Consider the following 13823-nt stretch of genomic DNA (forward strand, 5'->3'; position numbering starts at 1 on the left):
AAACCAGAAGAAGAACAAGTTGAAGAAGAAACAACAGAAGAAATAAAAGAAGAAAAACCGGAAGAACCGAAAGTAACAGAAGAGCCAAATGTGCTAGAGAAGCCGGAAGTTACGGAGAAACCGGAAATTCATGTGAAACCAGAAGAAGAACAAGTTGAAGAAGAAACAACAGAAGAAATAAAAGAAGAAAAACCGGAAGAACCGAAAGTAACAGAAGAACCCAATGTGCTAGAGAAGCCAGAAGTTACGGAGAAGCCGGAAATTCATGTAAAACCAGAAGAAGAACAAGTTGAAGAAGAACCGATAGAAGAAATAAAAGAAGAAAAACCGGAAGAACCAAAAGTAACAGAAGAGCCAAATGTGCTAGAGAAGCCAGAAGTTACAGAGAAACCGGAAATTCATGTAAAACCAGAAGAAGAGCAAACTAAAGAAGAAACAACAGAAGAAATAAAAGAAGAAAAACCGGAAGAACCGAAAGTAACAGAAGAGCCGAAAGAGCTAGAGAAGCCAGAAGTTACGGAGAAACCGGAAATTCATGTAAAACCAGAAGAAGAACAAGTTGAAGAAGAAACAACAGAAGAGATAAAAGAAGAAAAACCGGAAGAACCGAAAGTAACAGAAGAGCCAAATGTACTAGAGAAGCCAGAAGTTACGGAGAAACCGGAAATTCATGTAACACCAGAAGAAGAGCAAGTTGAAGAAGAAACGACAGAAGAAATAAAAGAAGAAAAGCCGGAAGAGCTAAAGGTGACAGAAGAGAAACTAGAAATACCGAACAAACCAGAGTCTCAAAATAAAGTAGAAGTACAAAACAAATCAGAAGTACCATCTAGTAAAGAAAGTAATAAGCAATCAAAATTACTTCCTCAAACAGGTGGAGCGGCAGTGGAATCTACTTCTATTCTTGCAGGTATGTTCGCATTAATTTTGGGAGCGATCATGTTTAGACGCCAAAAAAATTAATGGATGTGAGAGCATTAAGTTCTTATGTTTTTAGTTTGGGAACAGATGTATAGAAAAAAGCGGAGACGATAAGTCTCCGCTTTTTATATTATTTACGTGAAAATCCTTCTTCATCAAGATATTCCGCAGCTTCTGGATAAGAGTTGAATGTACCGTCTAAGTTTACACCAGCGTACACGTTCCACATATCGTCCTCTGAGATAAGAGTAAGGATATGACCGTCTTCGTTATGCCATTCTTCTTCTTTCGCAGGTTCTGCAGGAATTACTACTTCTTCTTGTGAAAGTAATTCAATTGATTGCTCGATTACTGAGCGTAATTCATCTGCTGAAAATTCGCGGATGTTAACCATACCTTTATCATCCGTTTTGTAACCTTTAATACCACTTGCATATACAAATCCGTTTCCATTTGGATGTAAGTGATAAACAACGTTCTTTTTATCTAAACGACTTTCTTCAAAGTGAAAGTTCACGCGTTTTAATGATACGTTTTTTCTTTCTAATTCAGGGAAAGATTCAATAATCGATAATTTTTCTTCAAAAGTTAGCATAGTGCCTCCAAATATATAATAAAAGATTTAATTTGTTCATTATACCATAGTTATAATCGTTTCCAAAGATGGGGAGTAGCTTGAAATTGAATACGTTTACGTCACGATACTGTAAAAAGTGGACTAACGAATGTATCTTTTTAGGTGTACAATGGGAAATGGACTTTATATGAAGGTGGTTATTATATGTTTCAAAAAATAGCAAAGGAATGTTTAGCAGGTTTTACGGTTGCGATTGTTGCGTTGCCACTTGCCATTGCATTTGGTATTGCTGCAACGGGAACGTCTGAGGGAGCACTAGTCGGATTGTATGGTGCGATTTTTGCAGGCTTATTTGCGGCGTTATTTGGTGGTACACCTGGGCAGGTTACGGGACCAACTGGACCGATTACGGTTATTGCAACAGGGGTTATTGCGACCCACGGATTAGAGGCGAGTTTTATAGCCTTTATGATGGCGGGACTGTTTCAAATTTTATTCGGTGTATGTAAGCTTGGATCTTACGTGCGGTACATTCCGTATCCTGTTGTATCAGGATTTATGAATGGAATCGCATTAATTATTATTTTGGGTGAAATGAAGCATGTGCAAAATAGCTTTCTACTCGTCGTATTAACGATTATTGTCATGATTGTTTCTGGAAAATGGATTAAGGCAATTCCATCTAGTTTAGTTGCATTAGTAGGTGTGACAGCTATGCTTCCTTTATTTTCTTCTGTGCTAGAAGGGCTTACAGTGAAGTTACCGGTTATCGGAAACCTGTCATTAAATAAGGTAATTGAAAAGATTGGGACGATTCCAGAAGCGATGCCAACGCTTCATATTCCATCTTTAAGTGGAACAGGTATAGCAGAACTTGTTTTACCTGCGCTTAGTATTGCTTTATTAGGATCGATTGACTCGTTGTTAACATCGGTCGTAATGGATAATGTGACTGGTACACGTCATAAAAGTAATAAAGAACTGGTCGGACAAGGTATCGGTAATGTAATGAGCGGATTGTTTGGTGGATTAGCAGGCGCAGGTGCGACTGTACGATCTATCGTTAATATAAGAAGTGGCGGGAAAACGGCGCTTTCAGCAAGTATGCATAGTGTTATATTATTTATTTTCATTATGGGACTTGGATCAGTCGTGCAATACATTCCGCTCGCTGTATTATCAGGTATCTTAATTTTAACTGGCATTGGCATGTTTGATTGGGACAGCATGAAGAAAATGCATGTAGCGCCAAAGGGTGATGTCATTGTTATGCTCGTAACGATGATTGTCACAGTGAAGTTTGATTTAATGATCGCTGTTGCGTTCGGAATTCTTCTTTCCTTCATTATATACATGGTGAAATGTAAAGAACGTAAAGCTTCTATTGTAAAAGAAAAGGAAGCAACATATAAAATTAAGGGCCCACTTTCGTTTTTAACAGTGGATCGTGTTTTTTATGCTTTACAAGACGTAAAATCTCCGGTTGTTTTATGTATGAAAGATGCACGCTATATGGATGTATCAGGAGCTATGGCGTTATTGAATTTCATTGAGCAGTCGGATAAGTCAGGATTGAGTGTGACGCTAGAACATGTGCCTGCTCATATTGAAAAGACGTTAGTGACGATGGCGAGTAATGAGCAGAAAGATAAATTACTATTTGTAAAAACTGAAACTATAGGAAGAGACACCCTTATATAAGGGTGTTTTTTTATTGTTTATAACATATTAATATAAAAATATTATACGTCTGTTGACATTTATTAATCTTAGCAGTATAGTAACATTCTAGATTAGGTATGTGATATTATAGTAATGTATATGAATTTTGAGATTCCTTTTTTTCAGAAGGAAGAGCCTTAAGCTGGAGGGAATAATTGATGTACAAACAGTTACCACACGGAGTGAAAATTGGAATTACACGCTCGATTGTTGTTTCTTTTGAGAAGTATATGAAAGATATTGAATGGAACGAAGAAAAGTTTGATATGCAACAATTTGTTGAACAGTGGAAACAGTATTTATACACAAAATCAACCTGGATCGATAAAGTAGATGATGAGTTAAAAGGACATCCAGATTTCCATCAAGCATTAGCAATGAAAGTAAATGAAAAAATTAACGAGTTTATTAATGAAAAACCGAGCGAAGAGCAAATAGAGCAATTAAAGAGAAATAAAGTGAAGCATGCAGATGAAATGTGCAAATTAGAAGCTGAATATTATATTGAACGTTTATTAGTAACGAAATAGATTTTACATAAAGAAAAAGCCTGTCCAAAGAGGTGTGATGACCATCTTTTTGAGCAGGCTTTTTGTATGAAAAAAGTAAGAGAGGCAAGCCTCTCTTTATGATTAGTCTTGTGGTACAAGTGCTTTCCAAGAAGATAGGTCCATATCTTCTTTTAATATAGATGAAGCAGGGAAGACAAATGACCAAGGTTTTGTAGTGTTCGCTTTAATTTCAAGGTTCGGTAATGTGAAAGCGCCTTTAACAACAACTGCACCTGTGGCATCTTCAATATGAAGAGGAAGTTGCTCTAGTTGAATGTTGTCTTTACAACCGTTACGAATAAGAAGCGTTGTATGTAAATCGCCATTTTCTTTTCGTGCAGCTTGCAGACCTAGGAAGTTCATTTCACCATCATTTGGAGGTGTTAAATTGTCTACGAAATTACGTAAAGCTTCTTTACTTGCTTCAGGTAATTGAGCTTCCCAAGATGGATCTAAATCTAATACATGCTTACTTTCAAGTTCAAACGCTAATTCCCAATCAGTTTGCGATAAGTCAGCATCTGTAATTGTTTCTTGCTCAAATGTAAAGATAAATGGCATATTTACATTTGCAGGAATATCTCCTAATGCAGAAAGGTTAAATGTTTTTCGTGCGCATAGCTTTTTTTCTTTATTTAGAAGGATTAATGTAACCTCTTCGAAAGAAATTGGTTTCGGAACAGTGCTGCGAATAAATACAGCTACGTCATAACCACTATCACGTTTTTCAATCTCAATTCCAGATAAAGAAATTTGATATTCTTCTAAACGTGGTAGTTCTTTATGTAAAAATTGATAAATGTATTTTTGTTCTTGTGCTACTGCCCCCCAGCTAGGGTGGAAGTAAAGCGTTGGTTTTACAGTTTTATTTTCAGTATTTGTGCCTTCTTGTCCGAACAGTTGATTACTAGAGACAGTCGTATCTTTTCCGTTTTTCTTAGCTTTTTTTAGGAATGATAACATAATCTTTCACCTCGTTATTGTACGTTTTCAGGAACACCTAAATGTCTTGCAACATAGCGGCACATTTCTTTTTCGAAATTACCATATGTGTATAAAAAGATATCTAAAGCTTCTTTTTGATACAGACGAGTAGGGTCTTCTTGTTGATATTGTCTTAGCCCGATGCCTTCTTTTAAGTGGGTCATTGCATCTAAGTGATTGACCCAGTTCTGATCTAAGAAATGAAGGGCAACATATCGTAGCGACTCTTGTAAATCAGTATGGCTATCTAGCTCATTTACGCGCTCTTTATAAAGAGATAATGTTTCTTTCAAAACGGATTGTAAATCTTCCGGTGAATGTACATTATTCGCTGATAGTGATGGCATGTTTTCTACTGATAAAATTTCGTTTATACTTGCTGTTAAACTAGCAAAATCCCATTCTTCTGGAAGCATACCTTCTACAAGATATTGCTTAGAAATGGCTTCTACAGCATGATCAATCATTGGAATAATAATTTCAATCATATTTGTATCTTCTTGTAATAAGTTATTACGTAATTTATAAATAACGTTACGTTGGTCATTTATTACATCGTCTAACTTTAAATTGTACTCACGCATTGAGAAGTGGCTACCTTCACAAATTAATTGTGTACGGTTCACAAAATCATGGACTTTAGAAGTTAGAATAAGCCCTGTTCCATCTGTTTTTAGTGATTTTGTTAATTTTTCGACTTCTTCTTGTGCGAAACGTTTTAGCATTTCATCTTCTAAAGAAAGGAAGAACTGAGAACTACCTGGATCTCCTTGACGACCGGCACGACCTTTTAGCTGATTGTCAACGCGTCTTGATTCATGGCGTTCTGTTCCAATTACATGTAATCCGCCAAGTTCGTGGACACCCTCACCTAGTAAAATATCAGTACCTCGTCCGGCCATATTCGTCGCAATTGTAATTTGCCCTTTTTGTCCAGCTGTTGCGATTAAATCAGCCTCTTGTTCTGCGCTTTTCGCATTTAATAATTGATATGTGATATGTGCTTCATCTAAGTAACGAGCAACGGTTTCTGATTGTAAAATAGACATTGTCCCAATTAAAATCGGGCGTCCTTGTTTATTATGTTTTAGAACGTCTTCACGTACAGCTTTATATTTAGCATCGGCTGTTGCGTATACGACATCTTTTTTGTCTTCACGAATGATTGGACGGTTTGTCGGAATCGGGATAACTTCCATGTTATATACACGGTTAAATTCTTTTTCTTCCGTTTTTGCTGTACCTGTCATACCAGATAGTGCTGGATACATACGGAAGAAGTTTTGAATTGTAATGGAAGCTTGTGTTTGGTTTTCTTCAGTGATTTCTAAGCCCTCTTTTGCTTCAAGAGCTTGGTGTAAACCGTCACTTAAAGAGCGACCATCCATAACACGGCCCGTGAAAATATCTACAAGTAAAATTTTTTCATCGTGTACAATATAGTCAACATCACATTGGAAAGCGACATGAGCTCGTAATGCTTGAATCATATAATGATATAGAGTTTGATGTTCTAAATCATATAGGTTATCGATATCAAACAAATCTTCTATTTTTGTAATACCGTCTTCTGTAAAACTAGCAGATTTTGTTTCTGCATCGTACGTGTAATGAAGGGTATCTTGGAATGATTTAATAACTTTTGCACATAAATAGTGTAAATCAGAGCTGCTTGATTTCTTACCAGCGATAATAAGAGGCGTCTTGGCTTCATCAATTAAAACGCTATCAATTTCATCAATAATAGCAAAATGATAGGGACGTTGTACCTGCTCATTTTTGGAAGTGGCCATATTATCACGTAGATAGTCAAAGCCAAATTCTGTTCCAATACCGTATGTAATATCAGCTTCGTAAGCAAGTTTCTTTTCGGAAGGATCAATTTGAGGAATATTCAATCCAACCTTTAAACCTAGAAATTCATGAACTTGACCAATTAATTCTTTATCTCGTTTTGCTAAATAGTCGTTTACAGTAATAACGTGAACGCCTTTTCCTTCAAGAGCACGTACGTATGTTGGAAGAGAAGAAACTAATGTTTTTCCTTCGCCAGTTGGCATCTCTGCAATATTACCTTCTAATAGTACAAGACCACCAATTAACTGCACATCGTAGTGACGTAATCCAAGTACACGCTTTGCTGCTTCACGTACAACAGCGAATGCTTCAACTTTTATATCATCCACTGTTTTTCCATCATGTAGCATGTTTTTAAATGTGATCGTTTTATGACGTAATTCTTCGTCAGATAAATCAGATAGTTTTTCTTCTAGATTATTAATTTCTTGAACAAGTTGTTCATATTTTTTTAGTTTTCTCTTTTGAGAATCTCCTAACAGCTTTTTTACCGAATTCAGCATGTTGTAAACACTCCTCTTACTGACAATAGCTACATTATAGCACATGTTTATCCTGAATAAGTAGAAGTAGTAAATTGAAGAAAAAACTGGATATAAATAAGGTGTTATTGTACATACTATATTTAAAACCTAGAAAGAAAGAGAGTATTCAATGTATAAGAAATTTGATATGATAACTAAATGAGATAAAGTGAAATTTTTCAAAAAAGAGAAGAATATAGCTATCTCGTTTTATGATGTAATATGTATGGAAATTATATATTGAAAGAAAAGAGCTAGAAGATGGATAATAAGTTTGTGAAAGGCGCTGCGATTTTAACGATTACAACGTTTCTATCGAAAGTGTTGGGAAGTTTTTTCCAAATCCCATTACAAAATATAGCAGGAGATGAAGTGCTGGGGATTTTCCGCCTTGTTTTTCCTGTGTATATGATAGCTTTAACTTTATCAGTAGCGGGAGTACCGCTAGCTATATCAAAATTAATCGCTGAACTTCATGAGAAGAATGACGAGGACGGAATTGCCAAACTATTTATTTCAGCATCTATTATTGGAGTAATATTTGGAGTGCTTGGATTTTCAGTTATTATGATTGGATCAAGTATGTTTGCAAATATGCTTGGTGGACAAGACACGAGACTTCCATTAATTGTCACTTCGTTTGCTTTATTAATCGCACCATATATGGCGGTATATCGAGGGTATTTTCAAGGGTTTGGAGATATGATTCCTACCGGGGTGTCACAAGTAATTGAGCAGTTCATTCGTGTTTTTTTTATGTTAGCAATTGCATTCTTATTTGTATCTTGGAATAAAGAGAGTGATGTTGTAACAGGCGGCGCAATGATTGGTTCTTGCCTTGGGGTAATTACGTCACTTATCTATTTGAGATTGAAGTATGTAAAAAGTATATATCGTTATAAAAGTAATACATATTCACTACAAGATTTTAAAGATAATGCAAAAAAGATACTGCAGGTTTCTATTCCAATTGCAATTGGAGCATTATCGATGCCGGTGTTAAATTTAGTTGATTCTGTAACGATTCCACATATGTTGCATGAATCCACTACAACGATTCAAGAACAATTTGGTATATATAGTCGTGGATTTGCGTTTACACAATTAATTGTCGTGTTTGCAAGTGCGATGGTATTTCCGTTAATCCCGTTGTTAACTGCTGCATTAACAAAGAAAGATATAGCATTAGCCAAACAAACAATTGAACGAACAAATGAGCTTGCTCATGTTTTAACAACACCGATAACAATCTGGCTCATGGCACTTACAATCCCGTTAAATGTTGGATTGTTTACAGATGCCAAAGGGAGCGGAATGTTAGCTATTTTAATTGGTAGTTCGTATTTTACGTCACTTATGGTATTATCAATAGGAATTTTGCAAGGAATTAACCGTTCTAAGCAAGCGGCGTGGATAGTTGTTGGAGCGAGTTTTGTAAAAGTTATATTAAATATAGTACTTGTAAGTCAATTTGGCATAACTGGTGCGGCTTATAGTACACTTATCATATATATCATGATTTGTATCGTAAATTATATATACATTCGAAAAGAATTGGCTTATTCGATTCACATGGGGAGATTTTTTGCTGTAATTGGGGTATCTAGTATAGTAGGTATAGGATTATATTTCATATTTACTTTCATAAATGTGGTAGATTCTAGATTTATTGCAATACTATATAGTGGTTTAGCGTTTTGTGTGGCTTTGTTCATATATGGCATATGCGCATTAAAGTTGAACTGGATATCCAAACAGCAAATCCCGTTTTTACGTAAATAAATGAGTCCATAAATGAGTATGGCTATTTATATGTTTGTGAAAGAAATCAATTTGAAGTTATCCAACTTTTCTTATTAAAGAGTTGATAGCAATTTGTTGAATGACAAAAAGTTGATTGCGAAATGTTGGAGGAGATTAAGAGTGCGGTTAGTTTTATCAGGATATTATGGTTTTTATAATGTTGGGGACGAAGCAATTTTGCAATCAATTATTAAAGCGCTACATGAAGAGGATCCTACTCTTGAGCTTGTTGTACTTTCGAATGACCCCGACTATACAAGAAAAATGTACGGTGTAGAGGCAGTAAATCGATGGGATATAAGAGCAATTTATAAGGAAATAAAGAGAAGTAATGGCTTAATTAGCGGAGGGGGGAGCCTACTTCAAGATAAAACAAGTATTAAAAGTATTTTGTACTATACAGGTATTATGCGAATTGCTCGTTTTTTGAAGAAGCCGTATTATATTTATGCGCAAGGAATTGGTCCAATTGCGAAAAGACAGAATCGTTTATTAGTGAAATGGCAAGTATCAAAAGCGGAATATATATCAGTTCGGGATGAAGATTCATTTTTGTATTTAAAAGAAATTGGTATTAAGAAGGATATCGAACTAGTTCCAGATCCAGTATTGGCATGTCAACCAGAAGGAATGAAGTCAGAGTGGCTGCAAAAACATTCGATTCAAGGGAAAGTAATTGCAGTTAGTGTGAGATATTGGGATGCGAAAGAAGATTATATGAAGAAACTAGCAGATACGCTGAAAAAATTTAAGCGTGATGGATACCATATTTTATTCGTACCAATGCATGGGCCATTTGATCAAAATGCATCACGCGATATTATTAACTTAATGGGAGAAGAAGCCCATATGCTTCCGTATAAGCTGGATATTCATGAGAAAATTTCAATTTTGTCGGAATGTTCACTTCTAATTGGTATGAGACTTCATGCGCTCATACTATCTGCGGTTGCTAATATTCCCATGGTCGGTATTTCATATGATCCAAAGATCGATTCATTTTTACAACAAGTGAATCAGCCGATTATCGGAAACGTAGATGGTGACTGGACAGCTGAAACTTTGTATAATGTGGCAACGAAGCAACTAGAACAAAAAGAATATGTGCAAGCGACATTGGAACAAAGAGTAGAAGAATTACGAGAGCAAATTTCAACAGCGTCTCGATATATCATAAGTGACTTGAATTCAAAAGAGTTCAAAAAAAGAGGAATGGGATCTTAATTTAAGAGGACATCCTCTTTTTTATTTTTTGAAAAAAAGAAAATGTCGAAAGAAATAATATATTTGCGGAAAAATGTCGAATTACACAGGTGGTGGTAAACGTATGCTTACAAAAAATAAGTTTGAGAGATAAGATGTATGTTTTAAAATACTAACATCAATATATAATGAATATTAGTATTTAACGTTTTATTTAGTAAAGTATAAGAAAATAGGTATGGTGATTTTTAAGAATCTGATGGTAATAAAAATGTTGAACTATAGAAAAATAAGTTGTCGATTAATGTCGTAATATCTCTATAGTCAGATGTTGTAATTTAAAACATTTTTCTGTTATAGTTGTAAATGGTTATAAGAAAATTGCTAAAAATGCAATTCTGACGCGTTTTTCTATTCGTTTAAAAGATTAAGATTTTATAATCTGAATCTTTTGGAAAAAGACCGTTTAGAATTGTGAAAAATCACTGTTTTGTCGAATTTACAATTTTAAATTGGATGAAAAGGGTGTATGATTTTTTTGTGATTCTATAATACGGAATATTCTATTATTCTGTACAAAGAATACTTTAACCACATTTATATCTACTAGTTTCAAAAATAAATAGAATATCTATTTAAAAACTTATGGAACTAGTATTACATTCCTAAGGAGGAAATATATCAAATGGCAAAGACTAACTCTTACAAAAAAGTAATCGCTGGTACAATGACAGCAGCAATGGTAGCAGGTGTTGTTTCTCCAGTAGCAGCAGGTAAAACATTCCCAGACGTTCAACCTGGTTCTTGGAGTGCAGAATACATTGATTATTTAGTAGCAAAAAAAGCAATCGAAGGTAAGCCAGACGGAACATTCGCTCCAACTGAAGCAATTGATCGTGCTTCTGCTGCGAAAATTATGGCAATTACATTAGGTTTAGAAATTAAAGATGGGGCAAAACCAACTTTCAAAGATGCTCAAGATTCATGGGCTGCTAAATATATCGCAGCTGTTGAAAAAGCTGGTGTAATTCAAGGTGATGGAACTGGTAACTTCAATCCAAACAATCAAATTAACCGTGCTTCTATGGCATCAATGATTGTAAAAGCATACAAATTAGATGGTAAAGTAAGCGGACAATTAGAAACTAAATTCTCTGATTTAAATGATCACTGGGGTGAAAAAGATGCTAACATCTTAGTTGCTTTAGGTATCACGAATGGTACTGGTAATGGTTGGGAGCCAGATAAATCTGTAACTCGTGCAGAAGCTGCTAAATTCATTGCTAAGACTGACATGCAGTTCGGACAAAAAGCAGAAGCTAAAGTTGAGTCTATTAAAGCAATCAACGCTAAAGAGATCGAAGTTAAATTCGGTACTGAAGTTAAAGATGTAACTGCTGCAAACTTTGCAGTTGTAGAAGGTTCAAAAGAACTTGATATTGAAAAAGTTGAGTTAAGCGAAGATAAAAAATCAGCAACTATTACATTAAAAAATGCACTTGTAAATAAACAAGCTTATGTTGCACATGTGAAAGATGTTAAATCTGTAGATGGAAAAGATATTCCAAAAGCATTAGAAGTAATCTTCTTTAACGATGAAGTAGCTCCAACTGTATCTACAGTATCTACTCCAGACGGAAATGTTAAAGTTGTATTCAGTGAAAAATTAAGCAAAGATGCAGTTACTGTTGTTATTAACGGTAAGGAATTCACAGCTACGCCTGAAGATAATACTGTTACATTAACAAAAGCTGATGTTGCATCTGTAGTTAAAAACGGTGAAGCATTTAACGTAATCGTAACTGGCGCTAAAGATTTAGTTGGTAACACAATGGAAATGTACGAAGGTAAAGCTACTTACAAAGTAGAAAAAGATGTTACAGCTCCAGAAGTTAAAGATATTAAAGTGAAAGAACTTGTGGATGGAGTAGCTACATTAGAAGTTACATTCTCAGAAGAGCTTTCTGCAGAAGGTAAAGTAGTAGTTAAAAAAGGTGATAAAGTAGTAGAGGATGCTACAATTGTTCTTGATCAAGATACTACAAAAGCACTTGTTACAGTACCAGGAGCTCTTACGGATAAAGAAACAGCTGCAAACCTTAAAGTGGAATTTGTTGGTTACAAAGATGCAGCTAACAACGTAGGTACGAAAGTAACTAAAGAAGTAAAAGTTACAAAAGATGTTGTAGATCCTAACTTGGTAAAAGTTGAAGCTGATGAAAATAAAGCAGCAACATTTACTTTCGATAAAGAAGTAACTGCACAAGAAGGAAAGCTTCGTGTAATTAACTTAGATACAAGTAAAGATGTAACTAAAGAAGTAGCTGTTGCTCCAGTTGAGGATAATAAAAAAGCTATCACTTTAACATTCCCAGAAAAGGGTAACTATAAAGTTGCTGCTACAAAAGGATTTGTAAAAGATACAGCTGGTAATGAATCTGCAGCATTTACTAAAGAAGTAAAAGTTGTAGAGAAAAAAGAAGAAGGTAAAAAAGATGAAGTAGCACCAAAAGCAACTAAAGTTGAGCGTGTTGCAAATAGCAAAACTAAGTTTACAGTAACATTTAATAAAGAAGTAAAAGGCGGCCAAGATGCTGATTCAGCTTCTAATGTAAACAACTACACTTTAGCTGGTGCTAAATTACCAGAAGGTACTTTAATCGTTGTTAATGCTGATGGAAAATCAGTAACAATTGAATTACCAGAAACATTCACTTTCGAAAAATCAGAAACAGTGAAATTCACAGTAGCTAACGTTGCAAATAAAGATGGAGTAAAAATGGGTACAACAAACTTATTAGTAAATGTTGTAGATACAAAAGCTCCTGAATTCAAATCAGCTAAAATTACAAAAGTTGATGCTAAAGAAATCACTTTAACATTCTCTGAAGCTGTAAACGTTGATACAACTGACTTCACTGTTGACTTAAACGGTGTAGCATTAACTGTAGCAAAAGCTGACGAAACAGCAGAAGCTGCTCAAGACGTAGTTCTTAAAGTAACAGCTCCAGCTAATGTTAACTTAGCAACTGGTACAGTAACAGTAAAAGCTAAAGAACTAGAAAATAATGCTAAATATGAGTTCAAAACTACTGACAAAGCAGGAAATGCACTTGTTGCTTTCAAATCAGTAACAGCAACTCGCTAATTGAAATTTATTTCAATGAAAAGAGTCCACAATATGTGGGCTCTTTTTTTATATGAAAATACTCTTTGCAAAATAGATCATATTTTACAAATTAGTAGTCAGTTGTATTGAGAAATAAATAGAAAGCGTTTTCAAAAATAGAAGAATACCTAATCGATATGTAAATTATTTGTAAATTCACGCTCTTTCCCGTTAAAAAAAAGTTCGAAAAGAAGAATAAAATGTCGAAATATAATAATTTTAGTCGATTGTAGTCTGAAAATTGTGTTTATTGTAAAAAATATTTAAGTGATGAAGTGGAAAGATGTGCTATAATTCCAATTGTGTATTCGATATGAAAATATACGAAGCACAGTGAGAGTGGTTTAGTGGGAAAACAGTTTGTTCATTTCTATATTTGGGTATTAATGATATTAGAATAATACAACTAAATACTCAATTATCGGAATATGTCGAATCTTCTTTTGAGAAAGTTCTTGATAACGAACATTTTTGTATAGTATGATGAACTTGTTTCAAAAAATGGTATATAA

General features: G+C 34.7%; 9 protein-coding genes. 6 read left to right on the forward strand and 3 right to left on the reverse strand.

Going from position 1 to position 13823, the window contains the following annotated elements; all coding sequences use genetic code 11:
* The coding region (locus AC2CGR_RS00005) for an LPXTG cell wall anchor domain-containing protein (RefSeq protein ID WP_484480385.1) at window positions 1-963 on the forward strand (963 nt) is incomplete at its 5' end.
* 88 nt (window positions 964-1051) lie between these two features.
* Here AC2CGR_RS00005 and AC2CGR_RS00010 read toward each other — a convergent pair.
* Window positions 1052-1516: a hypothetical protein gene (locus AC2CGR_RS00010; RefSeq protein ID WP_000955014.1), complete on the reverse strand. Its 465-nt coding sequence runs from the start codon at window positions 1514-1516 to the stop codon at window positions 1052-1054.
* Window positions 1517-1702: 186 nt separating this feature from the next.
* Between AC2CGR_RS00010 and AC2CGR_RS00015 the strand changes: the two genes are divergently transcribed.
* Both AC2CGR_RS00015 and AC2CGR_RS00020 read left to right on the forward strand, forming a co-directional pair.
* On the forward strand, window positions 1703-3199 hold the full coding sequence (locus AC2CGR_RS00015) for a SulP family inorganic anion transporter (protein ID WP_131101480.1): 1497 nt from the start codon (window positions 1703-1705) through the stop codon (window positions 3197-3199).
* Window positions 3200-3378: 179 nt separating this feature from the next.
* Entirely contained in the window at window positions 3379-3750 is a 372-nt protein-coding gene (locus tag AC2CGR_RS00020; RefSeq protein ID WP_087963811.1) for a hypothetical protein, read from the forward strand.
* A 102-nt stretch (window positions 3751-3852) separates the two neighbouring features.
* On the opposite strand, the gene AC2CGR_RS00025 is transcribed toward AC2CGR_RS00020, so the two are convergent.
* Together AC2CGR_RS00025 and secA2 are read right to left on the reverse strand one after the other, a co-directional pair.
* Window positions 3853-4734, reverse strand: coding sequence for an accessory Sec system S-layer assembly protein (locus AC2CGR_RS00025; protein WP_087963812.1), 882 nt, complete (start codon window positions 4732-4734; stop codon window positions 3853-3855).
* 14 nt (window positions 4735-4748) lie between these two features.
* Window positions 4749-7115: an accessory Sec system translocase SecA2 gene (gene secA2 / locus AC2CGR_RS00030; RefSeq protein ID WP_087963813.1), complete on the reverse strand. Its 2367-nt coding sequence runs from the start codon at window positions 7113-7115 to the stop codon at window positions 4749-4751.
* A 282-nt stretch (window positions 7116-7397) separates the two neighbouring features.
* On the opposite strand from secA2, the gene AC2CGR_RS00035 reads away from it, so the two are divergent.
* From AC2CGR_RS00035 to AC2CGR_RS00045, 3 genes are all read left to right on the forward strand, one after another.
* Complete coding sequence (locus AC2CGR_RS00035; protein WP_484480386.1) at window positions 7398-8918, forward strand: putative polysaccharide biosynthesis protein; 1521 nt, start codon at window positions 7398-7400, stop codon at window positions 8916-8918.
* 141 nt (window positions 8919-9059) lie between these two features.
* On the forward strand, window positions 9060-10163 hold the full coding sequence (gene csaB, locus AC2CGR_RS00040) for a polysaccharide pyruvyl transferase CsaB (protein ID WP_484480387.1): 1104 nt from the start codon (window positions 9060-9062) through the stop codon (window positions 10161-10163).
* Window positions 10164-10827: 664 nt separating this feature from the next.
* On the forward strand, window positions 10828-13290 hold the full coding sequence (locus AC2CGR_RS00045; RefSeq protein ID WP_484480388.1) for an S-layer homology domain-containing protein: 2463 nt from the start codon (window positions 10828-10830) through the stop codon (window positions 13288-13290).
* Window positions 13291-13823: the final 533 nt, after the last annotated feature.

It is taken from the genome of Bacillus sp. LSHTCR4, from assembly GCF_057197025.1.